This is a genomic window from Mesorhizobium sp. ESP6-5 (genome assembly GCF_020164695.1).
Lineage (GTDB): Bacteria > Pseudomonadota > Alphaproteobacteria > Rhizobiales > Rhizobiaceae > Mesorhizobium > Mesorhizobium australicum.
In genome coordinates, this window is record NZ_JAIUGR010000006.1 from 191,024 (window position 1) to 216,105 (window position 25,082).

General features: G+C 63.2%; 21 protein-coding genes. 13 read left to right on the forward strand and 8 right to left on the reverse strand.

Annotated elements, in window-relative coordinates:
• Positions 1–51: 51 nt before the first annotated feature.
• Complete coding sequence (locus LB524_RS11980; RefSeq protein ID WP_015315434.1) at positions 52–585, reverse strand: TetR/AcrR family transcriptional regulator; 534 nt, start codon at positions 583–585, stop codon at positions 52–54.
• A gap of 146 nt (positions 586–731) precedes the next feature.
• Between LB524_RS11980 and LB524_RS11985 the strand changes: the two genes are divergently transcribed.
• Together LB524_RS11985 and LB524_RS11990 are read left to right on the forward strand one after the other, a co-directional pair.
• The gene (locus tag LB524_RS11985) at positions 732–2,111 is read left to right on the forward strand and encodes an efflux RND transporter periplasmic adaptor subunit (protein ID WP_224526535.1); all 1,380 of its coding nucleotides are present in this window, start codon (positions 732–734) and stop codon (positions 2,109–2,111) included.
• Positions 2,108–5,191, forward strand: coding sequence for an efflux RND transporter permease subunit (locus LB524_RS11990; protein ID WP_224526538.1), 3,084 nt, complete (start codon positions 2,108–2,110; stop codon positions 5,189–5,191). The genes LB524_RS11985 and LB524_RS11990 overlap by 4 nt, the downstream gene beginning before the upstream one ends.
• A 102-nt stretch (positions 5,192–5,293) precedes the next feature.
• On the opposite strand, the gene LB524_RS11995 is transcribed toward LB524_RS11990, so the two are convergent.
• A complete protein-coding gene (locus LB524_RS11995; protein ID WP_224526541.1) occupies positions 5,294–5,749 on the reverse strand; it encodes a L,D-transpeptidase in 456 nt (151 codons plus the stop codon).
• Positions 5,750–5,925: 176 nt separating this feature from the next.
• On the opposite strand from LB524_RS11995, the gene LB524_RS12000 reads away from it, so the two are divergent.
• Both LB524_RS12000 and LB524_RS12005 read left to right on the forward strand, forming a co-directional pair.
• The gene (locus tag LB524_RS12000) at positions 5,926–6,204 is read left to right on the forward strand and encodes a hypothetical protein (protein WP_224526544.1); all 279 of its coding nucleotides are present in this window, start codon (positions 5,926–5,928) and stop codon (positions 6,202–6,204) included.
• Positions 6,205–6,461: 257 nt separating this feature from the next.
• The gene (locus LB524_RS12005) at positions 6,462–6,629 is read left to right on the forward strand and encodes a hypothetical protein (protein ID WP_224526547.1); all 168 of its coding nucleotides are present in this window, start codon (positions 6,462–6,464) and stop codon (positions 6,627–6,629) included.
• A gap of 73 nt (positions 6,630–6,702) precedes the next feature.
• Here the strand turns inward: LB524_RS12005 and LB524_RS12010 are convergent, their stop codons facing one another.
• Entirely contained in the window at positions 6,703–7,404 is a 702-nt protein-coding gene (locus LB524_RS12010; RefSeq protein WP_015315428.1) for a response regulator transcription factor, read from the reverse strand.
• A 45-nt stretch (positions 7,405–7,449) separates the two neighbouring features.
• Between LB524_RS12010 and LB524_RS12015 the strand changes: the two genes are divergently transcribed.
• Together LB524_RS12015 and LB524_RS12020 are read left to right on the forward strand one after the other, a co-directional pair.
• Complete coding sequence (locus LB524_RS12015) at positions 7,450–8,223, forward strand: response regulator (protein WP_224526549.1); 774 nt, start codon at positions 7,450–7,452, stop codon at positions 8,221–8,223.
• Positions 8,224–8,299: 76 nt separating this feature from the next.
• A complete protein-coding gene (locus LB524_RS12020; protein WP_015315426.1) occupies positions 8,300–10,387 on the forward strand; it encodes a PAS domain S-box protein in 2,088 nt (695 codons plus the stop codon).
• A 130-nt stretch (positions 10,388–10,517) separates the two neighbouring features.
• Here LB524_RS12020 and LB524_RS12025 read toward each other — a convergent pair whose 3' ends face one another.
• Positions 10,518–10,925 (reverse strand): hypothetical protein, encoded by a 408-nt coding sequence (locus LB524_RS12025; RefSeq protein WP_041163657.1) that lies wholly within the window; start codon positions 10,923–10,925, stop codon positions 10,518–10,520.
• 413 nt (positions 10,926–11,338) lie between these two features.
• Between LB524_RS12025 and LB524_RS12030 the strand changes: the two genes are divergently transcribed.
• Complete coding sequence (locus LB524_RS12030; protein ID WP_140662947.1) at positions 11,339–12,541, forward strand: aromatic ring-hydroxylating oxygenase subunit alpha; 1,203 nt, start codon at positions 11,339–11,341, stop codon at positions 12,539–12,541.
• Positions 12,542–12,633: 92 nt separating this feature from the next.
• Here LB524_RS12030 and LB524_RS12035 read toward each other — a convergent pair whose 3' ends face one another.
• Positions 12,634–14,052, reverse strand: coding sequence for an aminotransferase (locus tag LB524_RS12035; protein WP_224526551.1), 1,419 nt, complete (start codon positions 14,050–14,052; stop codon positions 12,634–12,636).
• Positions 14,053–14,320: 268 nt separating this feature from the next.
• On the opposite strand from LB524_RS12035, the gene LB524_RS12040 reads away from it, so the two are divergent.
• Genes LB524_RS12040 through LB524_RS12050 form a run of 3 tightly spaced genes read left to right on the forward strand, consistent with a single transcriptional unit; the run spans position 14,321 to position 17,182 of the window.
• The gene (locus LB524_RS12040) at positions 14,321–15,238 is read left to right on the forward strand and encodes an ABC transporter permease (RefSeq protein WP_015315422.1); all 918 of its coding nucleotides are present in this window, start codon (positions 14,321–14,323) and stop codon (positions 15,236–15,238) included.
• Entirely contained in the window at positions 15,235–16,056 is an 822-nt protein-coding gene (locus tag LB524_RS12045; RefSeq protein ID WP_224526554.1) for an ABC transporter permease, read from the forward strand. The genes LB524_RS12040 and LB524_RS12045 overlap by 4 nt, the downstream gene beginning before the upstream one ends.
• Positions 16,057–16,108: 52 nt before the next feature.
• Positions 16,109–17,182 (forward strand): ABC transporter ATP-binding protein, encoded by a 1,074-nt coding sequence (locus LB524_RS12050; protein WP_224526557.1) that lies wholly within the window; start codon positions 16,109–16,111, stop codon positions 17,180–17,182.
• On the opposite strand, the gene LB524_RS12055 is transcribed toward LB524_RS12050, so the two are convergent.
• Genes LB524_RS12055 through betI form a run of 3 tightly spaced genes read right to left on the reverse strand, consistent with a single transcriptional unit; the run spans position 17,146 to position 20,291 of the window.
• A complete protein-coding gene (locus LB524_RS12055; RefSeq protein WP_224526560.1) occupies positions 17,146–18,456 on the reverse strand; it encodes a flavin monoamine oxidase family protein in 1,311 nt (436 codons plus the stop codon). The genes LB524_RS12050 and LB524_RS12055 overlap by 37 nt on opposite strands.
• A complete protein-coding gene (locus LB524_RS12060; protein ID WP_140616746.1) occupies positions 18,453–19,535 on the reverse strand; it encodes an ABC transporter substrate-binding protein in 1,083 nt (360 codons plus the stop codon). The genes LB524_RS12055 and LB524_RS12060 overlap by 4 nt, the downstream gene beginning before the upstream one ends.
• Positions 19,536–19,577: 42 nt before the next feature.
• Entirely contained in the window at positions 19,578–20,291 is a 714-nt protein-coding gene (gene betI / locus LB524_RS12065; RefSeq protein WP_411909909.1) for a transcriptional regulator BetI, read from the reverse strand.
• A gap of 343 nt (positions 20,292–20,634) precedes the next feature.
• On the opposite strand from betI, the gene LB524_RS12070 reads away from it, so the two are divergent.
• From LB524_RS12070 to LB524_RS12080, 3 genes are read left to right on the forward strand one after another with little or no spacing between them, the layout of a single operon-like run.
• On the forward strand, positions 20,635–22,254 hold the full coding sequence (locus tag LB524_RS12070) for a phytoene desaturase family protein (protein ID WP_224526565.1): 1,620 nt from the start codon (positions 20,635–20,637) through the stop codon (positions 22,252–22,254).
• Positions 22,241–23,806 carry a phytoene desaturase family protein gene (locus LB524_RS12075; protein ID WP_224526582.1) on the forward strand — a complete coding sequence of 522 codons (1,566 nt, stop codon included), beginning with the start codon at positions 22,241–22,243 and terminating at the stop codon, positions 23,804–23,806. The genes LB524_RS12070 and LB524_RS12075 overlap by 14 nt, the downstream gene beginning before the upstream one ends.
• A 43-nt stretch (positions 23,807–23,849) precedes the next feature.
• Positions 23,850–25,082: an aminomethyltransferase family protein gene (locus tag LB524_RS12080; RefSeq protein ID WP_224526755.1), complete on the forward strand. Its 1,233-nt coding sequence runs from the start codon at positions 23,850–23,852 to the stop codon at positions 25,080–25,082.

A 25,082-nucleotide genomic window follows, 5' to 3' on the forward strand; every position in this document is an offset into this window, starting at 1 on the left:
CCGTCGATTGAACGATCGCGGCAGCGTCGTCCTCCTCGCGCGCAGGCAAGCCTATTTGGCGATATCGAGAAGTGACGACACCAGCAGGTCCCGTTCGTCCTTTGACAGCACGTCGGAATCGAACAGGTTCATGCTGCGCAGCCCTTCGATGGCGAGATAGCAGACCAGAAGCGATTTGAGGTCCGGCGCCTCGCCCTTCAACCGCTCGAAAAGCTGCCGCTTGAATGTCTTGATCGGCATCATGAAATCGGGATCCTCGGCGATCGCCGAGAATATCCAGGATGCCGATGGCTGCTTCTCCTCGCAATCCTCGGCTGACAGCCTGATATAGACGGCGAGGGGATTTTTGCCCTTGTCGTTGCTGTTGGCGGATTCCAGCGCTTGCTCGAAATCGCGCAGATAGCCTTCGACCAAGCCTTGCATCAATTTCGCCTTGGTGGGGAAGTTGTAGAGCAGCCCGCCCTTCGACACGCCGGCGCGGTTGGCAACGGCATCGAGCGACAGGCTGCCGGGCCCGGATTCCCGGGCAACATCAGCCGCCGCGGCGAGAATCTTCTCGCGCGAGTTCGGTCGTTGGGCTCTCATGGCGCCTCCCATCGCAAGCTTAGGCCCAATTGACAAGACCGTCCAGACGGTACAGTAAGACCGCCACTATTTGAAATCGGGACCCGCAGTCGATATGTGTCCCGATGTCCGCGCTTCGCGCCGGATTTTCGACTGAGGGGACTTCCTTGTTCAAGCGCATACTCCGTGTCTTTATCGTTATTGTGGTCCTTGCCGTGCTCGTCATCGTGGTCGGCGGGATAGTCGGTTTCAACTTCCTGCGCGACAACGGCATCAAGCAGTATTTCGCCACCATGAAGCCGCCGGCGGCGACCGTGTCGACAACCATCGCCAAGCCGTCGAACTGGACACCGGGCGTCGAGGCGATCGGTACGGTGCGGGCCGTGCGCGGTGTCGACCTGACGGTCGAGACCGCCGGCATCGTCAAGGAAATCCCCTTCCATGCCAACCAGAAGGTGGCGGCCAACGCAGTGCTGCTGCAACTCGACGACGCCGTCGAGCGCGCTGATCTCGATGCGCAGAAGGCGCAGGCGGCACTCGATCAGACCACGCTGACCCGCGCCGTCGAACTGACAAGGCGTGGTGTTGGCTCCGACTCGACGCTGGACACGGCGCGTGCGGCGGCCTCCGCTTCGGCGTCCCAGGTGACCAGGCTGCAGGCCGTGCTCGACCAGAAGCAGCTTACCGCACCTTTCGCCGGCACGGTCGGCATTCCGAGGATCGACCTCGGCCAGTATCTGGCACCCGGCACCGCGGTGGTGACGCTGCAGGACCTCGACACGATGCGGGTCGACTTCTCGGTTCCCGAACAGCAGCTGCCGCTGCTCAAGATTGGCCAGACGGTCCGCCTGGGCCTTGGCGGCAGCGACGACATGCCCTTTGCCGGCGCCATTCGCGGCATCGACCCCAAGATCGACCCCTCCAGCCGGCTGGTGAACATCCGGGCGGAAGTTGCCAATCCCGAAGGCAAATTGACCCCAGGTCAGTTCGTGCAGGTGCGTGTCGAACTGCCCGAGGAGCAGAACGTGCTGTCACTGCCGCAGACGGCACTGACCACCAGCCTCTATGGCGACTACATATTCGTGGTGCAGCCGGCGAAGCCCGCCGGGACAGCCCCGGCGCAGCCAGCCAAGCCGGACGAAAAGCCGGCGGCGGCCACTGACAAGCCAGCGGATGCCAAGCCTGCGGATGCCAAGGCGGCAGACGCCAAGCCGGCAGACGCCATGAAACCCGCCGCCGATGCCATGAAGCCGGCCGCCGACGCAGCCAAGCCAGCGGACAAGGCCGCTGCCGATGCCGCCAAGCCAGCAGCGGCCGATCCGGCCAAGCCGGCGGCGGAAGGCGACAAACCGGCGCTTGTGCTGTCACAGGTCTTCGTCAAGCCCGGCCGCCGCAATCAAGGCATGGTCGAGATCGTCGAAGGGCTGAAGGCCGGCGACGAGGTCGTCACCGCGGGCCAGAACCGCCTCTTCAACGGCATGACCGTCAACGTCGACAACACGATCGACCCGACCAAATCGGCGAACAAGCAGGCCGACCAGCAATGAGCTTTTCCGATCTCTTCATCCGCCGGCCCGTCCTTTCGACGGTTCTTGCCTGCATGATCCTGCTGCTCGGTTTCCAGGGCATCTTCAACCTGTCGATCCGGCAGTATCCGAAGGTCGACGAGACCGCGATCACAATCACGACAGCCTATCCGGGCGCCAGCGCCGACCTGATCCAGGGCTTCATTTCCGCCCCGATCGCGCGCGCCGTCGCCTCGACCGAGAACATCGACTACGTAACCTCGTCCAGCCGTCCGTCCTCCAGCACCGTGACGGTGCAGATGAAGCTCGGTTCCAACCCAGACGTGGCGTTGACCGAAGTGCTGTCCAAGGTTCAGGGCGTACGCGGCACCTTGCCGGACGCCTCCAAGGACCCGGTCATCGTCAAGGGTACGGGTCAGCAGTTCGCGATGATGTACATCTCGATGCAGAATCCGAACATGACCAAGGAGCAGCTGACCGAGTATATCGAGCGCGTCATCAGGCCCCGCATGTCGACGGTCGAAGGTGTTGCCGACGTGCAGATCTTCGGCGCCCAGGAATACTCGATGCGCGTCTGGATCGACCCGGTCAGGCTTGCCGCGCGCGGCGTGACGGCGGCCGAAGTGCTGGCGGCGATCAACAATTCCAACTTCCTGTCGGCGCCCGGCAACACCCAGAACGAATATGTCGTCTCGTCGATCACCGTGCGCTCGACGCTGCAGACACCGGAAGCCTTCGCCGCGCTGCCATTGCGCTCGACCGACGGCAATGTCGTGCGCCTGCGCGACGTGGCCCGCGTCGAACTGGCGGCCGCGAACACCGACACCAGGGTTTCCTTCAACGGTAAGCCCGGCACCTTCCTCGCCATCTTCCCGACCCCGGCAGCCAATCCGCTGACCACGGCGGCGGCACTCACCAAGCTCGTCCCGCAGATTCAGGAGACGCTGCCGAAGGGCATGACGATCGAAGTCGTCTACGACGCGACCGGACAGATCAGCGCCTCGATCGACGAGGTGTTCAAGACCATCGGCGAGGCGGTCGCCATCGTCGTTGTCGTTATCCTCCTCTTCCTCGGTTCGTTCCGCTCGGTGCTGATGCCGATCATCACCATCCCGCTGTCGCTGATCGGCGTCTGCTTCCTTTTGTTCGCGGTAGGCTATTCGATCAACCTTCTGTCGCTGCTGGCCATGGTGCTGGCGATCGGCCTTGTCGTCGACGACGCCATCGTGGTGGTGGAAAATATCCACCGCCACATGGAAGAGGATCACATGCCGCCCATGCAGGCGGCCTTCAGCGGCATGCGCGAGATCGCGTCGGCCATCGTCGCCATGACCATGACGCTGGCCGCCGTGTTCGCGCCGCTGGCCTTCACCGGCGGCCTGACCGGCGCCCTGTTCCGCGAATTCGCGGTGACGCTCGCCGGATCGGTGGTGCTGTCCGGCATCATTGCCATCACCATCACGCCGATGATGTCGGCGCGCCTCCTGAAGCCCGGCAATGCCGGCCGTTTCCAGCGCATCGTCGACGGCACTTTCGCGCGCGTCGAGCATGTCTACGAGCGCGCCGTCACCGGATCTCTGAACTACCGCCCGCTGACGCTGGTCATCGTGCTGGCGCTTGTCGGTGTGACCGGCTTCATGTTCACCAAGACCTCGACGGAACTGGCGCCGGAAGAGGATCAGGGCTTCCTGCTCTCGCTGGTGACGGGGCCGCGCTATGCGACCTCCGATTACACCGAGACTTACGTCAATCAAATCCTGGGCCTGGTGAAGGACATTCCCGAGACCCGGGCGCAGTTCTCGGCCGTCGCCTTCGGCGGCACGACCAACAGCGCCTTCGTCGGTTTTGCCTTCAAGGATTGGGCGGAGCGGAAGCGCAATTCGAAGGAGCTGCAGGCCGACATTACGGCTCGTATCGCCAAGGTGGCGGGTGTCCAGGCCTTCGTCTTCGCGCCGCCGACTCTGCCGGGCTCCGGCGGCGGCTTGCCGATTTCCATGGTGGTCCGCTCGACCGGCGATTCCGCTCAGGTCTACGAGGAAGCCGAGAAAATCAAGAACAAGGCGCAGGCCTCGGGCCGCTTCATCGTCGTGCAGAATTCGATGGCCTATGACGCACCGCAGGTGACGGTGACCATCGATCGCGACCGCGCCGCCGCGCTCAACCTGCCGATCGCCGATATCGGCCGGACGCTGACGCTGCTGGTCGGCGGTGCCGAAGTGGCGCAATTCGACCGCGACTCCAACAGCTACGACATCATCCCGCAGGTGCCGCAGGAATTCCGCGACAACCCTGAAAAGCTCGGCGAATACTTCGTGCGCAGCGTGACGGGCGAGATGGTGCCGCTGTCGGCCGTGGTGACGATTTCGAACAATGCGTCGCCGGCGGCGATCGAGCAGTTCAACCAGCTGAATTCGTCGACGATCTCGGCGCTGCCGCTGCCCGGCGTCACCACGGGCGACGGTTTGAAAGTGCTCGAGGACATCGCCAGGGAGAGCCTGCCCGACACTTTCTTCATCGATTATTCCGGTCAGTCCCGGCAGGAGAAGGAACAGGGCAACACGATCCTGATCGCTTTCGGCGCGGCCGTCATCGTCATCTACCTGGTGCTGGCGGCGCAGTTCGAAAGCTTCCGCGATCCGCTGATCATCATGATGGCGGTGCCACTGTCGATCTTCGGCGCGATCGTGCCGCTCAATCTGGGCCTCGGCACACTCAACATCTATACCCAGGTCGGACTGATCACGCTGATCGGCCTGATCACCAAGCACGGCATCCTGCTGGTCGAATTCGCCAACCAGCAGCGAGAACTGCATGGCATGCGGCGGCGTGACGCCATCATCGCCTCGGCCAAGGTGCGCCTGCGGCCGATCCTGATGACGACGGCGGCGATGGCGCTGGGCGTGGTGCCGCTGATCGTTTCCAGCGGCGCCGGTGCCGCGGCCCGCTATTCGATGGGCCTGGTCATCTTCACCGGCATTCTGGTCGGCACCATGTTCACACTGTTCGTCGTGCCGATGTTCTATACTTTCATCGCCAGCAAGGACCTGCCGCATCTGGCGGAAAAGCCGGATCCCAAGCTGATGCCGGCGCTGCCGAGCTGAGGCACGGGGCGCAAGACACAAAAAGAGGCCGGGATTTCTCCGGCCTTTTTTGGCGATCGCTCCAGCAACTCCGGCACCTGGCCGAATGCGGCGACCTTCCTGCTACTTGACGATGACGATGCTGGTGTTGGCCGCTCCGAACGTCTCGACGAGCTGGTAGAAATCGGCGGCGTTGTCCGGGTGCAGCCGTACGCAGCCATGCGAGGCGGGCTGGCCGAGGCGCTTGATGGCATAGGTGGCGTGGACCGCGTAGCCGCCGCTGAAAAACACCGAATGCGGCATCGGCGCGTTGTCGTATTTCTTCGAATACCACATCTCATGCATGCGCGTCGGCTTGAACGAGCCGGTCGGCGTCACGTGCGCCCGGTCGCCGGTGGAAACCTTCCAGGCGAAAGTCGGCCGGCCGTCGACCGAGACTTCCATGACCTGCTGCGACAGCGAAACGCGAGCAACGACGCTGTTGGCGGCATGGGCGGCGTTGGCGCCGAACAGAAGTGCACCGCCCATGAGCGCGGCGGCGGTGATGTTGATGAGCTTTGCGGAAATGGTGGTGTGCATGATGTCCCCTCTCTCTGCCGGTCCGGCCGGCTCCAATTCGATGAGGGCGGCTTATCCCAGCGGCATGTTTCGGAAAGATTTCGCGAAATGCTCGTTTGTGTTTCGAATCCGTTTCCACTGGTTAACAGGACAATCACCCTGTTTGATGGCGCTCCATTCCGGACACGGGGCCAAGGATGAAGGACACAAGCATTCACCCTGAAACGAAAGTTCGAGTTGTCTCCTACATGAAAGAGTTTGTCTCAATCCGAAACCAATCTGCAACAAAGTGCGGTTTTGGGCGGCATGATCCGGATACCGACCGGATGCAAAAGTTGACGCAACGAAAGCAGACGGCAACGACCAAGGGAACGAAAACGAACATACGCTCCTGGCTCTTCAGGATCAGCATCACGGCGGCGGCTATCGGCGGCGGCACCATTGCCGGCGGCCCTGTGCGCGGCTGGCGGCGATGAGTTCGAGCGAGATTTCGACCCTGCACGTCGCCCTGTCTGCGCCACGGTCTGGATCGTTTCCAGCCTGCGCATCGCCCGGTTGAAGACCCTCTGGCGGGTTGGCCTTCGGCTGCTGGCATTGCGCGGCCCCTCCGGCAACTTGCTGCCGAGAGGACCGAAGGCCCGCGCCGCGACGGGGGGCTCCGTGGGCGGCGCGGGCACTTCGGGAGTTCCTGAAGCGACCCGCGACACAGTCATCTTTTTGGGGAATTCAGATCATGAAGACAAAATTCGCGGCTTCCGTACTTTCCGCACTGCTTTATGCGCAGGGCCTGCTCGGCTTTGCCGCACTCGCCAGCGTGCTGCTCAAGGAACGCGCTCACGCAAGCCAGTTCGCCGTCGGCGGCGAAATGGCCTCGGGCCCGTCATTGCTGGTAGTGCGCTGAACCTCGCGGGCATCGGCGCGGGAAAATGGAAAGTCCGATGCTCATCCGACGAACCAGCAGAAAAACACAGCCGTCAGTCGGCGAATTGCCGTGGCGGATCGAACCTGTAGCCGGCGCCGCGTATGGTGGTGATGGTCTCGGTGTCGAGCTTGCGGCGCAGCCGCACGATGCGCGAGTCGATCGAGCGATCGAAGGCGTCGGCATTCTCGGCCGGCGCGGCTGCGATAATGTCGTCCCGCGTCAGTACCTTGCGCGGGCTCGCCAGGAACAGCCTGAGGAGCGCCACCTGGCCGGGCGAGAGCTGCTCCTGCGTACCGGAGCGATGCATGACCATCGCCGATCTCAGGTCGACGGTTGCGTTCTCCAGCACGATCAGCTCCTGGGTACCCCTGCCGCGCCGCGAAAGCAGGCCACCGACACGCGCGGCGAGTTCCCTGACATTGAGCGGACTTTCGACGACGTCGGCGGCGCCGAGTTCGAGCGCCAACACCTTGTCGAGGAGATCGGCCGGCCGGCATATCAGGATGAAATCCGGTCCATGCTCCCCACCCCCAGCTTGGCCGCCAAAACGCCTGAGCAGATCCCGCCCTTCCGCCTGGCTGAGGCTGTCCCCGACAACGACAACGTCGATGCCGCCGCCCGACAGCAGCGATTCCGCCTCCCAGGGCTGCCGCGCCCGGCGCACGTCGTGGCCCCGCCGCTCGAGATGGTCGGCAAGCTCGCTCGCGACGACCTCGGCGACGGAAACAAGCGCAATGACGGCTCGTGCGGCCATGTTTTCCAACCGTTCCCTGGCAACCGGATATGAGTGCTGGACATCATGTTTATACCCAATCTACTTTCCACTGAAAGTGGGAGCGAGAGCATCGTGCGGGCAAGAATTGTCATCGTCGAGGATGAGCCCGACCTCAGGGACGCGGTCGCCGAATATCTCGGCGCCGCCGGCTATGATGTTTCGACCGCTGAAACCGCGGCCGCCGCGCGCGGCCTGATCGAGACGCAGTCCTTCCATCTGGCTATCCTCGACATCGCCATGCCGGGCGAGGATGGCTTGTCGCTCGGCCGCTGGCTGCGCTCGAAAATGCCGATCGGCATCATCTATGCGACCGCTGCCGGCACCGCGCTCGACCGCATCGTCGGACTGGAACTCGGCGCCGACGACTATATCGTCAAGCCGTATGAACTGCGCGAGGTGCTGGCCAGGGTGCGCAGCGTGCTGCGCCGTGTTCCCCAGCCGACGGAGCCGCGGGACAGGAAAGCCAGCACGGATCGCCGCTCCGTCGCTTTCGGCCCCTTCCAGGCCGATCTCGACGGGAGGGTGGTCACCGGCGCCAACGGCACGGTGATCGACATGGCCAAGAGCGAATTCGACGTGCTGGAGGTTTTCCTGACCCGCGCCAACCGGCTGCTGACCAGGGCCGCGATCTCCGAGGCGATCGGCTTCACCGAGGATCCGGAATCGTCGCGCGCCGTCGATATCCGCATCATGCGCCTGCGCAAGAAGATCGAGACGGACCCGGCCAACCCGAAATTCCTGCGCACGGTGCGTGGCGAAGGCTATATTTTCTCGCTGCCGGCCGGCGACGGCAGCTGAGCGTCAGACCGAGGAAGTCCGCTCCGCAGCCGTTGCCAGCCGATCGATTGGCGTGACTCTGGACTAATGGCTGACAATGATGGGCGACACGGCAAGCACGGACATGCAGGGTTTCAGGCAGGGCGCGGCGATGGCCGCCGTGCGTGTCGTGCGCCGGCTGCGCGAGGCCGGCGACTGGCAGCGCGAAATGGACGGCATACTGGAGACGCTGTGCCACGCCATGGAGTGCCAGCGCGGCATCCTGTTCCGCCTGCGCGAATTGCCCGGCCAGGGTTTCGCCCAGTCGGTCGCTGCCTACTGGATCGATCCCGACTTCGGCGGCGAACTGGCCTCACCGACCGTCATCATGCAGTCGATCGTCAATTCGGATCCGCTGCTTGAGCGGCTGGCCGAGGATGAGCGGCAGGGCAAGATTTTCGCCGGCCATACGCGCGACCTCGAAGGATTCCTGAGGGCCGATTTCGAGAAGCAGAACATCAAGTCGTTCCTGTCGGTGTCGGTCTTCGCGCACGGCCATCTGTGGGGCACGCTGGCCGTCAATGACTGCGTCGAAGAGCGGGAATGGACCGACGAGGAGGAGGCGACGCTGCACATCATCGCCCTCGCCATAGGCGACGCCATCGAACACTCCCCCTCGGACGCCCATGCCAGCGAAGTGATCCGCCGCACCATGCTGCAGGCCTCGCTCGACGCCATTATCGTCATCGACGAGGCCGGGTCGATCATCGAATTCAATCCGGCCGCCGAGAAGATGTTCGGCTTCCTGCGCAGCGATATCCTCGGCAAGGACCTGCTCGACACGGTCGTTCCTGAATACTACCGCAAGGGCTATGCCTCGGGCGCCGACTACATGTCCGGCCGTGGCGCCCCGATGGTCGGCCAGCGGCTCGAGACCGTGACGCAGAATGCCGCCGGCGAGGTGTTTCCGATCGAACTGACGGCGACCGAGATGCGGGTCGCCGACCGCCGCCTGATCTTTGGCTCGATCCGCGACCTGCGCGACAGGCTGCGCGCAGAGGAAGAGATCAACCGGCAGCGCGAGAAGCTGCACCAGAACGAGAAGATGGCGGCGATGGGCTCGCTGCTTGCCGGCGTCTCGCACGAACTCAACAATCCGCTGGCCGTCGTCGTGGCCCAGTCGACGCTGCTGCATGAATTCGCCTCGGATCCGCAGACCAAGGTCCGGGCCGAAAAGGTTCGTGCCGCCGCCGAGCGCTGCGGGCGCATCGTCAAAAGCTTCCTGTCGATGGTCCGCCTCCATCCGGCGGCACAGGCCGAGACCGATCTCAACCAGGTGATCCGCGCCGCTCTCGAAGTGACCGCCTACGGCGCGCGCTCGAGCGGCATCGTCATCGATACCGATTTCGCGCCAGGTCCGCTGCTCGCCATGGCCGATGCCGACCACGTGACACAGGTGGCGGCCAATTTCCTCATCAACAGCCAGCATGCCCTGGCCGGCGTCGCCGGCGACCGCCTGATTAAGGTGCGGAGCTTCCGCAGCGATCGAGGCAATCCCGGCTTCTCGGTCGAGGACAACGGGCCCGGCATTCCCGAAGCCATCCGTTCGCGCATTTTCGAATCCTATTTCACCACCAAGCCGGTCGGCGTCGGCACCGGCATTGGCCTGTCGATCTCGAAATCGATCATCGAACGGCACAACGGCAATGTCTGGTTCGAGGAGGTGTTGCCGAGAGGCGCGCGTTTCGTCGTCCAGTTGCCGGCGATCTCGGCGGGCATCGCCGCCGCCGGCGAAAGCCAGCCGCGATCGAGCGGCCTGCGCCATGCGCTGATCATCGATGACGAGCCTGACGTCGCCGGTTCCCTGTCCGATATTCTCGAACTGATGGGCATCAAGTCGCGGATCGCGCCGCTCTGGGAATCGGGCGCCGCCACCTTGGGTGGCCACATGCCCCCCGATATCGTCTTTTCGGATCTGCGCATGCCCGGCATCTCAGGCATTTCGATCTACCGCGAACTGCTCGCCGAACGGCCCGACCTGGCGCGGCGTTTCGTGCTCGTCACCGGCGACCTGATCGGCGCGAAGGCGGAAGTCGAAGCCTTGCCGGCGCAGCAGCGGCCACAGATCCTCGAAAAACCGTTCAGCACGCTGGATGTACGCAGCGTGCTTTCGACCATTGCCGAGCAGGCCGCGTTGAAAGCATAAAAAAGGCTCCCGGCCGACATCGCGGCGGGAGCCGAAGCGAGCGCCGAGAAGCGCTCGGGGAGGTAGGGCATGATCCCCAAACGGGAACCGGTTTCGGGATCATGCCCCGGCAGAAACGCAGAGGCAGAAATCAGAAGATGTTGGGCGTGCTGGTCAGCGGCGCGGCGTTGGCGATCATGCGGATCGCGCGGATCTTGTGCGTTCCGGACTGCTCGGCAATGGCGCGCAGGCAATCCACGCTCTCGGCGCCCCAGGCCTGCCCCCTGCAGGCGAAATCGATTGCCGGCATAGGCAGGCGGGCGGTCGTGGTCGTGGTCGGCGCGCCTTCGATGACGTTGGCGGGCGGGTTCAACGAAGCGAAGGCTGGGCCGACCGTCGGCGTGAACGCCATGCCGGCGAAGGCGCAAGCAGCCAGCGCCATGAACATTCCCATCGGGTGGTCGCTGGCGCGCTGGCGAAGGGCCAGCTTCGGGCGGCGGTCAGCGCGCTCTGGAGCTTGAAAGCGGTTGCCGCTGGTGATCTGGACTTTCGCATGCATCATCATCCCCTTCGTTGATTTTCTTTTTGCGATTAAACGAATTTAATCGCGCCTTGTAACGGTGCAAAGGTGACGAGAGCTTGGCAATGTAACCGGATTGAAACATCGATACGGGCAAAACCGGGCAGGGTCGGTCATTGGCTGTTTTGGCCCGGGGGGTGGCGGTTGCAAGGCGTGCACGACCGGTAGCCGCGTGAACGATTGGCGGCGCGAGCCAGCGATCGGGGGCAGTTACGGAACTCTGGCTAAGATCCGGATTTTCCGGGGTTTTCGAAGCCCGCAACGGCGCGGGATTCCCATGGAACCAGCGCCGACATTTTCGCTGCGGAACAGTCACATTTCCACAAGCCATTGCATTTCAATGCAAAATATGATTATATTGAATGCATATTCAATAAAAGAAGAGACGTTTTATGAACCCGCACCTCCGTGACGTGGCAATCCCGAACGATTGGGACCGGCGGGGACTGCCGGGCTGGAGCTACCATTCCGACGCCCTTCTCGAACTGGAGAAGGAGCATGTGTTCCGCAATCATTGGCAGATCGTCGGGCATGTCTGCGACATACCGGACGCCGGCGATTACCTCACCATGGATGTCATTGGCGAACGCGCCCTGATCGTGCGCGGCAAGGACGGCGTGGTACGCGGTTTCAACAACATGTGCCGCCATCGCGGCAGCCGCGTCGTCGCCGACAGCCAGGGCAATTGCAAGAACGCGCTGGTCTGTCCGTTTCACGGCTGGGTCTACAATCTCGACGGCACGCTGCGCGGCGCCGCCCGCCCGCGCTCTTTCCCCGACCTCGACAAGACCGAGTTTGGCCTGATGCCGCTCGATCTCGAAATCTGGATGGGCTTCATCTTCATCCGCTTCCGCAATGGCGGGCCACAGCCCTCCGTTGCCGAGCTGCTGAGGCCGATCGAACCCGAATTCGCGCATTACAAGGCCGCCGACATGGTGCCTTCCTGGGGTATTTGGACCCAGAAGACGCCGGTCAACTGGAAGTCGGTGCGCGATGTCGATAATGAAGGCTATCATGTCGCCATGGCGCATCCGGCCTTGCAGGATCTCTATGGCGCCACCTATTTCGACGAGCCCTTCGTCAATGGCGTCTCGCGCTCCTTCGCCACCTACAACCCGCATGCCGGCCGCCGCTGGAGCGTGAAGAACTACGTCAAGATCGCGCCGGAGCCGACGCATCTGCCTGACCATCTCAGGAAGGCCTGGGTCTATTACGGTATCTTTCCCAACGCCGTTCTGTCGGTGATGCCGGAATCAGTGCAGTTTTATCAGGAGTTCCCACTGTCGACGGGTGAGACGCTGCTGCGCGGCGCCATCTATCGTTACCGCGACGAGAGCCGAGAGCAGGCCGCCGCCCGCTACCTCTCCTTCCGCATCGATCGCGACACCATGTCGGAAGATGTGCAGCTCTCGGTCTGGTCGAACGAATCCATGCTGTCCGAGGCTTTCGAGGGCTTTTATCTCTCCGACCTCGAATATGGCGTCCGCACCCACCACGACCACCTGCGCAAGCAGGTTCCGGTGCTCGGCCTGGAAACGGCGCCGGAGGAGAAGGACATGTGGGATTTGAACGACGCGCTGAGGTCGCGGGCATGACAACCCTGCTGATTGGTGAAGTCCCCGTCAGCGCTGCCCATCATCCGCCCTTCGGGCACCTTCTCCCCGTGAAAACGGGGAGAAGGAGAAACTCACCCCTGCCACACACCCTCTTTCCTGAGATCTTCCATCGTGCGTGAAATACCCTCGCGCAGGATGCCGACCATGTCGTCGATCTGCTCGCGCGTAATGACGAGCGGCGGCGACATCACGCACATGTTGATCAGCGGCCGCACCAGCAGGCCAAGCTCGTGGCAGTGGGCGTCGATGCGTTTGCCGACATCCTTGTCGAGCTGCAGCGGATCCTTGCTTTCACGATCCGCGACGCATTCGACACAGCCCATCAGCCCGACGCCGCGCACTTCGCCGACCAGCGGCAGCTCTTCCAGCGTCTTCAATTGCGCCTGGAAATAGGGCGCGACCGCCTGCGTGTGAGCAAGCACGCTTTCTTCCAGCAGGTCGAGATTCTTCAAGGCCACGGCACAGCCGACCGGATGGCTGGTGTAGGTCAGGCCGTGGCCGAACATCGCGTCGGGATGATTGGAACGGCGTAATTCCTCCAGCAGCCGCTCCGAGATGATGACGCCGCCAAGCGGGAAATAACCCGAGGTGACGCCCTTTGCGAAAGTGATCATGTCGGGGTCGATGCCGAACACGTCGCCCGAGGCAAAGACATGACCCAGACGTCCGAAGCCCGTCACCACCTCGTCGGAGATATAAAGAATATCCTTGTCGCGGCAGATCTCGCGGATGCGCCTGAGGTAGCCGTCCGGCGGAATGATGACGCCACCGGACGCCTGTATGGGTTCGCCGACGAACGCGCCTATTCTGTCGGCACCGACACGCGCGACCGTATCGCGGAACTGGTCGACAAGGAAATCGGTGAAAGCGGCGATGCTCATGCCTTTCGGCCGGCGGAACGGGTCGGGGGAGGCGAGCTTGACCACCAGATCGTCGGCGCCATCCATCCAGTCGCGGTCGCGCGGGCGGCCATTGAGCGAGGCCGAGAGATAGGTTGAGCCATGATAGGCGTCGCCACGGCTCAGGATCAGCTTCTTTTCCGGCCGGCCGCGCACATTGTTGTAAAACTGCATGAAGCGCAGCGCCGTCTCGACCGCCGAGGAACCGCCCGTGGTGTAGAAGACGTGGCTGAGGTCGCCTGGGGCATGGCCGGCGATGCGCTTGGCAAGCTCCGCCGACGGCGCGTTCATCGTGTACCAGGGCGTGTTGTAGGACAGCGCCATCGCCTGGTCGTACATCACCTTGGCGAGTTCCTCGCGACGATGCCCGACATTGACGCACCACATGCCGGCCGGGCCGTCGATCAGCCGCTTGCCGGTGCTGTCGGTAATGTAGATGCCATCGCCCTCGCCGATCAGCGCGCGCGCCTCCGAACCGACGGAGCCGGCGTAGGGCCAGGGCTGGATGAGATGACGCCTGGCCAGCTCGACCGCATCGTCGCCGCCAGAACCAGCCGTTTCGCGTGCCTTCAGATCCCTCACAGCCGCCATTATCGCCTCCACATCATCCCCGAATTTTCCGGGCATCAATCCGGTTCGCCACGGCCGAAATCGCCGCCCCGCTCGCACGATTTTGAATGTTCGTTCAATCAATATTGCAGAATTAGCGCTTGATTTCAATCCGCGGATGCGCGCATGATGAAAGAAAGCCGGCAAGGGGAACAATAGCCGGCGCCAGCCCAATGGGATGCCGTATGGCGGGACAGTGCAGGCCAGCAATCGAGATCGCACCCGGAGCCCGTCCCCCCGGAGTCTGGCAATGACGGTGGCTGCGGAAGGGTCGCCCCCGTTGGGCCTGACGCGGGCCAGACGAAATGCCCTTCTGCAATCCGAGCCTGTACAAGGCTTTGCCCTGATCAGCCCGACCTTTCTCTACGCTCTCATCCTTCTGGTCCTGCCGATCCTGGTGGTCATCGCCCATTCCTTCTGGACGCAGCACTACCTGACCATCGACCGCACCTTCACGCTGGAAAACTATCGCGTCGCACTGACCGAGCCGATCTACCGCGATCTGTTGTGGCGCTCGCTCTACATCTCGCTGACGGTCAGCCTGTTCACCGTCGTCCTCGCCTACCCGATCGCCTATTTCATTTCCTTCCATGGCGGCCGTCACAAGAGCCTGTGGCTGTTCCTCATAACCATCCCGTTCTGGACCAGCTATCTCTTGCGCGTGATGTCGTGGAAGGTCATCCTGGGCTATAACGGCGTCTTGAATTCCGGCCTGATGGGTCTGGGCATCATCGACGAACCGTCGACCGCCCTGCTCTACAATTCGAGCGCCGTCATCATCACGCTCACCCATGCCTGGGCGGCCTTCGCCATCCTGCCGATTTTCGTGTCCCTGGAGAAGGTCGACCGCACGCTGGTCGAAGCGGCCACCGACCTTGGCGATGGGCCCTTCCGGTCGTTCCTGCGCGTGACCTTGCCGCTGTCTGCGCCAGGCATCATTTCCGCGGCGCTGATCGTCATGATCCCGACGGTCGGCGACTATGTCACGCCAAAACTCGTCGGCGGTAAGGACGGGGTCATGATCGCCAATGCCATCCAAGCGCAGTTCGGCAAGGCCGCCAACTGGCCGCTCGGTGCCGCACTTTCGGTCACCACCATGCTGATCGTCTCCCTGATGGCCGGCGCCACGGTGCTGATCATCCGCGGCTTGCAAAGGATGGCGCGATGAAGGCGCGGCGCTTCCTGCCGGGCGGCTGGCTGTCGGCCTATGCGTTCCTCTATATCGTCTTCCTCTATCTGCCGGTCATCTTCCTGCCGATCTTCTCGGTCAACACGGCGGCGACGCCGAAATTCCCGCTGACCGGCTTCACCCTGCAATGGTACGAAGACCTGCCGCGCACGCCGACGCTGCTCGATGCCGCCTGGAACAGCCTGGTCGTCGGCGTCTCGGCGGCCATCCTCTCCACCGTACTCGGCATCCTCGCCGCCCGCTCGATCACCCGCTACTGCTATCCCGGCCGCCGCGCCATCAACGGTCTGATCATGGCGCCGCTTGTGCTGCCCGAAGTGATCGTGGCCATCTCGATGCTGCTGGTGATGCTGCAGTTGGGCCTCGGTCTTTCGCTGTTCACCGTCGTGCTCGGCCACGTCCTGGTCTGCATTCCCTATTCGATGACGGTGCTGACTTCCGGCTTCGAGGGTTTCGACCGCAGCCTAGAGGAAGCCTCCGCCGATCTCGGCGAAAGCGCCTTCGGCACTTTCCGGCGCGTGACGCTGCCGATGGTGGCGCCGGCGATCATTTCCAGCCTTCTGGTCTGCTTCACCATCTCACTGGACGAATTCATCATCGCCTTCTTCCTCACCGGCACCGAGGCGACGCTGCCGATCTACATCTGGGGCCAGTTGCGTTTCGCCTCGAAACTGCCCGGCGTGCTGGCGCTGGGCACGCTGCTTTTGGTTGCCTCTTTCCTGTTGATGACAATTGCTGAAATCCTGCGTCGCCGCGCGGCCAGACGCACCCAGAACGAGGGAGGCCTCTATGCTTGAGCAGCCGCGGATCGAGCGCCCTCACGCGGACAGGATCCAATCCGAAAGATCGATGATCGATATCCGCAATGTCACCCGCAGCTATGGGGCGTTCAAGGCGCTGGACGACGCATCCCTCACTATCAGGGAAGGCGAGTTCTTCTCGCTGCTCGGCCCGTCGGGCTGCGGCAAGACCACGCTTTTGCGCATGATCGCCGGCTTCGACAATCCGACCAGCGGTTCGATCGCGGTTGGCGGCCAGCCCATGGAAGGCATACCGGCCAACCGCCGGCCGACCAACATGGTGTTCCAGAGCTACGCGATCTTCCCGCACCTCAATGTCGAGCAGAACGTCGCCTACGGGCTGAAGCGGTTGAAGCTGCAGGGTGGCGAAGAGAAGCGCCGGGTCGAGGAGGCGCTGGCGCAGGTCTCGCTCACCGGCCTCGGCAAGCGGCTTGCCACGGAGCTTTCCGGCGGCCAGCGGCAGCGCGTCGCGCTCGCCCGCGCCCTGGTGATGCGACCTAAGGTGCTTTTGCTCGACGAGCCGCTGTCGGCGCTCGACAAGAAGCTGCGCGAGCAGATGCAGGTCGAACTGCGCCGCCTGCAGCAGGCCGTCGGCATCACCTTCGTCCTGGTCACCCACGATCAGTATGAAGCGCTCGCAATGTCCGATCGCATCGCCGTGATGTTCGGCGGCAAGATCGCGCAGGTCGCCTCCCCGAAGGAAATCTACCAGCGCCCGGTAAACCGCCAGGTCGCCGACTTCCTTGGCGGCATGAATTTCGTCCAGGCCGAGATCGTCGAGGAGAACAGCGCCTCGCTGATCGTCGACACGCTGGGTTTCGGCCGCATCAAGACCGACAAGCCGAAGGCTTTCGTGCGCAATGGCGGCGGCGCGACGCTCGGCATCCGACCGGAGCGCCTGCGCGTGCTATGGGACAACGCGACAGCCAAGTTCGAGGTCGCCGGCAAGGTGGTGGAACGCCACTATTTCGGCGAGATCACCCATCTGATCGTCGAAATCCCTGGCCTGGAGAAGCCGCTCTCGGTGACCGAGACCAACGATTTCGGCGCCGATGACATTCCAGTCGGCACCTCGATCCGCCTTGCCTATGATCCGGAAGCGCTGGTCGCGATGGCCGACTGAACTCCGGCGATGATCGTGCGCGCCGCGATACGCCCGGCCACGATCGCGCCCTCGACATAGCCCGGGAATGACGGCGACAATTCCGACGACGCGAAATGCACCGGCGGTGCGCCGGCAAGAATGGTGGCCTCGGCACCCCTCGCCGACACATCGACGATCAGGTCACTATAGGCACCGCCGCTCCAGCGATCATGCGTCCAGTCACGGCGGCTGAAATCGAGAACATCCGCCGCCTCCGCACCGAGCGCCTCCACAAGCTTCGTCGTCACCTGTGTCCGCAGATCCGACTCGCCGAGTTCGTGCCAGCGCAGCGCCAGTGGTCCGCCAACGAAGACGACAAGCGCCGCATGATCGGGATCCCTGCTGGCGTCGCAGGCAAACAGCCCCGGCAGATCGCGCCACATCACCATCCCGCTCAAATCCCGCTCGCGCCAGAACGGCTTGGGATAGCGCACCAGGACCTTGATCACCGCGCCGCTTTCCCAGGCGCCGAGCGCCGTTTCCAGGGCTGCCGGCAAGGCGGGTGTAAAATCGAGCTTCGCGGCTGTCGCCGGCGGCACGGCGACCAGAACTTCTCGCGCTTCGATCACGCTATTGCTCGAGACGACACGAACCCCTGGCGGACCGTATTCGATGCGGGTGACAGGTTCACCGAGCCTCACCCGGTCGCCGAGGTCCTCCGCCAGATCATCGGCCAACGACTGCATGGTCTCGCGCAGCGAATATTGCAGCTCCGGCACCTCATTGGTGATACGCCGGTCATTGTCGATCAGATACCAGAGCGGTACCTTCTCCAATGCCAGGCACCACAGGCCCTCGATCATCGACCGGAAGGCCGCCTTGGCCTCGCCCACGTCATCCTGCCGCTCCAGCCACTCGGCAACGGTCAATCCCGCAATGGCGGGATCGTTGGGCTCGATGCTGTTCATGCGTTCGCGGATCGCCATCGAGGCGTGATAGGTCCGCTCGGCCCGGCCGACCGACATTGACGGGCAAGTGATGAAATCGCCCTCGACATAAGTCTCGACGAAGGTCTTGCCGCGAGCCTGGGCCAGTTCCATCAGCTGCGGCATGTCCTCGCACAGGAACTGGCCGCCGTTGTCGATGCGCTCGCCAAGCCCGTTCCACACGGCCTCGACCCGCCCGCCGACGCGGTCGCGTGCCTCGAGCAGCAGGAAGCCGACGCCGGCCCTCTTCAACTCGAGCGCCGCCGACAGCCCGGTGAAGCCGGCGCCGACGATAACGACGTCGGTTCTTTCTGTCTTGTCGTTCAATAGCCAGCCTTGATCTTCTCGAACTCGGCGATCATCTTGAGCTTGAGATCTGACGGGAGCGGCTGCTGGAACAGCGTCTTGTCGACGAATTTCTGCACGTCGTCATAGCCCTTTTCCTTCAGGATGGCCTGATCGACGCCGGCCATGCCCTTGGCGTTGGCCTGGCCGTAGCCCCAGTCCTTGACCAGCACCTTGGCGGTCTCCGGATCGTTGACCGCGTTGAGATAGTCATAAGCCTTGTCGGTATTGCCGGGCGCATCCTTGAACAGCACGTAGCCGCACACCCAGGTCGAGATGCCTTCCGCCGTGTCCTTCTTAGACTTGATCGGCACGCCGGCAGCGACCGACTGTACGGTCGCATCGTTCCAGGCCCAGGCGAGATCGACTTCGCCACCGCTCAGAAGCTGGACGACGTCGGTGGTATCAGTCCAGTAGGAGCGCACGTTCTTGTGCACCTGGCGCAGGAAGTCGGAGGCCTGCTTGAACTGGTCGTCGGTCATCTTGGTCCAGTCCTTCAGGCCGATGGCGAGGCTCGCCAGCGCATAGGCATCGTCGACATTGTCGCCGATCGAAACGCGGCCCTTGAACTTCGGATCGGCGAACGCCTTCAGCGACTGCACGTCCTTTTCGTCGATCTTGGAGGAGTTGTAGGTAAGCTGCGTGTTGCCCCAGTCCCAGGGCATGAACCAGGCTTTCCCGTCCTCCGTCGTGGCGAGATTTTTCATCGCCATGATGCCGGGGTTGAGATCCTTCCAGCCCGTGATCTTCGAGGTATCGAGCGGTTGCAGCAGGCCCGCCTCGCGCCATTTCGTCACGCTCTGCGAGCAGGGATGGCCAAGGTCGGCCTTGAAGCCGGAACGGACCTTTTCGAACGCCTCGTCCTCATCGCCGAAGAAGGCAAAGGTCGGCGAATCGCCGTTCTTCTCGACATATTTCGGGTGGAAGCTCGGATCCTCATAGCCTGACCAGTCGAACACGATCAGATCCTTGTCGGCCGCGATCGCCAGCGCCGCGGCCGAAGCCGCCAGTGTTCCCGCCAGCGCGAGCGTCAGCGTCAGGCGCCTTGTCAGTGTCTTCATTGCTGTTCCATCCTCTGCGGTTTCTTATGGTTTCGTCTCTTCTTATGATCTCGTTGGGCTGGCGGCCTTCAGCGGGTAGTGTTTCGGAAAAGCCGCCGACAGGAATTCATTGGCCGCCTGCAAGGAGGTCTCCCGCGTGGTGTCCTCGGTTCCCATCATCAACCGCAGCCACAAGCCTTCCAGCATGGCGCTGAGCGCCAGCGCCATGACCTGCGGCTCATAGGCGTAGTCGCCGCTCTGTTTCAGAGCCGCGCACAGGTCGATGAATATATTCTGGTAAACGGCATCCCGCGCGCTGCTCAGCGCCTGGTAGGTCGGCCGCGACTTGGCCTCTCCCCAGAAGGCGCACCATGCGGCAAGCTTGCGCTTGTTGCAGATGGAGCGGTCGAAATCGGCCGCGACGAGGACCTGGAGTTGCCGCGCGGGGTCGTCTCCTGCCTTTTGCAAGGCATTGCGCCAGTGCGCGGAATACTCGTCGTACATATATTGCAGCGTCGCGACGAGCAGCTTTTCCTTGCTCTCGAAATGGAAATTGACGATGCCGCGCGACAGGCCGGCGCCGTCGGCGACATCGGCCATCGTCGTTTCCGAATAGCCGCGCTTGGCGAGCGAATCGATCGTCGCCTCGATGAGCTGAAGCTGCCTGACCTCCTTCGAGGCCTTGCGCCCGCGCTTCTCGGATTCGGCTTTCCGCGCCGGTTCAAGAAGCGCGTCCCTGGCGTCTGCCGTTTTCATGCGTGTGATGGTCTCCAGCATCGCCGGCTATCCCTTTGCATCCGGCTTCCACCCGCGAAGATGAGTGGGACGGTGCTCGCACTGTCAAGCACCTTCTGCATGGCCTCCCAGCTCATGATGGCGGCCTCGTCATACTCCGGGGTGGCGTCTGCCGTTTCAATCATCAGCCTCGGTTCCCAATGGACGGATTACTGGGTTCGAACGCCGGCAAAGCGTAACTCATGTCCGGAAAAACGCAACATCATTTGTTGAACATTCATTCAGAATGGCTGGACACAATGGCTGGTGCCGTGCCAAATTCCACGCATTAGGGGACAGATCACGCAGAAATGAAGAGCGGGACGCAGATGAGCACTGGGCCACAATGAAAGCTTGGGATGCGATCATCATCGGCGGCGGACACAATGGCCTGGTCAACGCCTGTTACCTGCAGCGCGCGGGTCTCGACGTGCTGGTTGCGGAGAAGAACGACTGGGTCGGAGGCGCCGCCACAAGCAGGGAACTGACGCCGGGCTTCCTCTACTCCAACTGCTCCTACGTCTGCTCGCTGTTCCGACCCGAGATCATGCGCGATCTGGAGCTCCCCCGCTTCGGCCTGCAAGTCATCTCCTATGAGGGCGGCGCGGTGTTCACCCGGGATGGCGATTACCTCGCCAACTATCGCGACCACGACGCGCACCGGCGGGAATTCGCTCGTTTCTCCAAAAGGGACGCCGAGGCCTATGACCGCTACGCCCGCGACGTGACGCGGCAGTGCCGCTTCATCCAGCCGCTGTTGATGCGCACCGCGCCGGATCCGACCAGTCTGCGCCCGTGCGACCTCGGCGAACTGCTCTATCTCGGCAAGAAATTCGCGGGTCTCTCCGCCGAGGAAATGGCGCTGACGCTGCGCTTCTGGACCATGTCGATCTCGGAGTTCCTCGACGAATATTTCGAGACCGACGTCATCAAGGCGAACTTCGCCCTGTCCGGCATCATCGGCACGGCACTCGGGCCGATGTCGCCTGGCACCGCTTACGTGCTGCTGCACCACTATATGGGCGAGGTCGACGGATCGGTCGGCGCCTGGGGCTATGCGCGCGGCGGCATGGGCGCCGTGACCAAGGCGCTGGCCGCCTCGTTCAAGGCCTCGGGTGGAACCATACGCACCGGCGCCGAGGTCGACCATGTGCTGGTGAGCCGTGGCAAAGCCAGGGGCGTCGTGCTGGCCGGCGGCGAGGAGGTTTACGGCAAGCTGGTCGTCTCCAATGCCGACGTGAAGCGCACTTTCCTGAAGCTGGTCAAGGAGAAGGAATTGCCCGACATCTTCCTGCGCCGGGTGAAGAACTTCAAGATTCGCGGATCCTCCGGAAAGGTCAACATAGCACTCGATTCGCTGCCGGAATTCCCGGCGCTGCCGAAGGACTCGCCGGTCTATCGCGGCGACATGCATTTCACCGATTCGATGGAGCGCATGGAGCGCGCATATGACGACTGGAAGGCCGGCCGCTGGTCCGCCGATCCGTTCCTCGACATGGTCATCCCGACGACGCTCGACCCGACCATGGCGCCGCCAGGGAAACATTTCATGAGTTGCTTCGTGCAGTACGCTCCGCCCAAGATCGCTGGTCGCGAGTGGACGGACGCCGATCGTGACGGTTTTGCTGAAAGCGTGATTGCGCAGATATCGGATTATTCACCCGGGTTCCGCGACCGCATCGTCCATATGGAGGTGCGCACGCCACGCGAGATCGAGGCCGAGGTCGGCCTCACCGAAGGCAACATCTTTCAGGGCGAGCTGACCTTCGACCAGTTGCTGTTCAACCGTCCGGTGCCCGGTTATGCACAATATCGGTCGCCGGTCGGCGGCCTCTATATGTGCGGCTCCTCGACCCATCCCGGCGGCGGCGTCATGGGTGCGCCCGGCCGCAACGCAGCCGCCGAAATCCTGCGCGATCTCGCAAAATCCACCTCGCATATGAGCCCGGCCCATGACGTCATCTGATGCCATCGTCATCGGCGGCGGCCACAACGGGCTTGTCGCTGCCGCCACGCTGGCGAAGGCCGGCCGCAAGGTGCTGGTGCTGGAAGCAGGAGCCGAACCCGGCGGCGCCGCGCGGACCGAGGAATTTGCGCCCGGTTTTCGCGCTTCGTCCATCGCGCATGTGTTGAACCGGCTGCATCCCGATGTGGTGAAAACGCTGGAGCTGGAAAAGCACGGGCTGCAGATCGCTCGCGCCGACTTCCTGCCGTCGGTCGCATTGTCGAAAGATGGACCGCCGCTTGTCCTGCATGGCGCTTATGGCGAGGTGCTGACCGGCGCCAGTTCGTCGGAACAGTCCGCCTGGAAGGAATTGCGCGCACAACTGCTGCGCTATGCCGGCATCCTGAAACCCTTCCTGTCGCGCCGGCCGCCCGATCTCGGCGGCATGTCGCTGCTGGAGGCCGCTTCGCTCGGCCACACCGCGGTGGCGCTGAAGAAACTTGGCAAGGAAGACATGCGCGACTTCCTGCGCGTGCTTTTGATGAACGTTGCCGACTTGCTTGACGAACAACTCGCCGACGACAGGCTGAAGGGGCTGCTCGCCTTCGACGCCACGCTCGGCAGCCATCTCGGCCCGCGCTCGCCGACCTCGCTGCTCGGCCTCTATTATCGTCTGAGCGGAGAGAGCGGCGGTGCGGCCGGAGCGCAATTGCTGCCAAAGGGCGGCATGGGCGCGGTGGTCGCCGCCATCCGCACGGCTGCCGAAAAGGCTGGCGTCATGATCCGCGCATCGATGCCCGTCGCCAGGATCATTGTCGAGAAAGGCCGCGCCGTCGGCGTTGCCCTCGACAATGGCGAGGAGCTTCGCGCCCGAACGATCGTCTCGGCCATCAATCCGACGACCACCTTCCTCGATCTCGTCGGACCGCGCGAGATCGACACCGGCTTCGTGCGCAAAGTGAAAAACATCCGCATGAGGGGCGATGCCGCCAAGCTCCATCTGGCGCTCGACCGGCCGCCGCGGTTTGCCGGTGTCGACGCCGCCGGCCATAAGGGCCGACTGGTGATCGCGCCCTCCCCCGATCATGTCGAGCGTGCCTTCAATCCATCCAAATATGGCGAGTTCTCGCCCGAGCCGGTGATGGAAATCACGCTGCCCAGTCTCGCCGATCCGTCACTAGCGCCCGACGGCGCCTGCGTGCTGTCCGCCGTGGTGCAATACGCACCCTATCGGATGAAAGAGGGCTGGGATGCCGGCAAGCCGAAATTCCTCGAGGCAATCATGGCCCAGTTGGAAGCCTATGCGCCTGGCATTGGTAAGACGGTGATTCATGCCGAACTGCTCACCCCTGCGGACATCGAGAAGCGCTACCGCATGCCGGGTGGCCATTGGCACCACGGTGAATTGCAGGCCGATCAGATGCTGATCTCGCGTCCCGTCTCCGGCTGGTCGGGCTACGACACGCCGCTCGACGGGCTGTTCCTGGCCGGCGCGGGTTCGCATCCTGGTGGTGGAGTTTCCGGTGCGCCAGGATTGAATGCCGCGCGGCGCGTCATTGCGATGAAGGGGTGACTTGATGTCTCAACTGGCCGACGCTGCACTCCATGGCGCCATCATGACCCATCAAGCCTCCATTCCGTTGACAGCCCGCATCGCAGCCCAATCCCACTTCCGCACGCTGCGCCTCGGCACGCCGTTCCAGCCGCGCCTCGACGCGCTGGCCAAGACCCAGGACTGGTACAATTGGGCCGGCTACCGCGCGCCGCATTCGCTTTGGGACGAGGAGCTCGAATATTTCGCCATCCGCAGTCAGGCAGCACTCTTCGACATCTCGCCGATGACCAAATACCGGATCGAAGGACCGGATGCCCAGACCTTCCTCGATCGCGTCACCTTGCGCGATGTCACCAAGCTCAGGACCGGCCGCGTTCATTACACCGCTTGGTGTGACGACGAGGGTTTTGTGCTGGACGACGGGACGCTGTTCCGACTTTCGCCGACCCGCTTCCGGCTGTGTTCGCAGGAGCGGCATCTGCCGTGGCTGCTGGACAGCGCCCTTGGTTTCGACGTCATCGTCGAGGAAGAGACCGAGGCCGTCGCCGGGCTCGCCTTGCAGGGGCCCACATCCTTCGCTGTGCTGCGCGACGCCGGTTTTGCCGGTGTCGAGAGGCTGAAAATATTCGACCTTGCCGAATTTCCGCACGACGGCGGCACGGCCATCATTTCACGCACCGGCTTTACCGGTGATCTCGGTTACGAACTGTTCGTTCCGGCCGAAAAGGCGCTGAGCCTGTGGGACCGGCTGATGACAGCTGGGGAACTGCACGGCATCAGGGCGATCGGCTACACCGCCCTTAACCGTGCCCGTCTCGAGGCTGGGCTGATCGTCGCCAATGCCGATTTCACCACCGCCGAGCACGCCATCCGCGCCGACCGCTCGCGCACGCCCGACGAGATCGGGCTCGGCTTCATGATCGATCTGGAGAAGGGCCATTTCAATGGCCGCCGCGCCATCCTCGAGGCCCGCGCCAAACGCAAGCTTCGGCATGTCCTCGTCGGACTGGAGATCGAAGGCAACATCCCGGCCGAACACGCGATCGTCTATCACAGAGAGAGCCAGGAGGTCGGCCTGGTCAGCGCCGCCATGTGGTCGCCGATGGCCAAGCGCAACATCGCCATCGCCTCGCTGGCGCGGCCCTATGGTGATACTGTCGTGGAAGATCTCTGGGTCGAGATCTACGCCATGCGCGAGCTGCAGTACCAGAAGCTGATGAAACGGGCCAAGGTGGTGGCGCGACCCTTCATCAAGCTCGACCGCCGTACCGCCAATCCGCCGGCGGATTTCTGA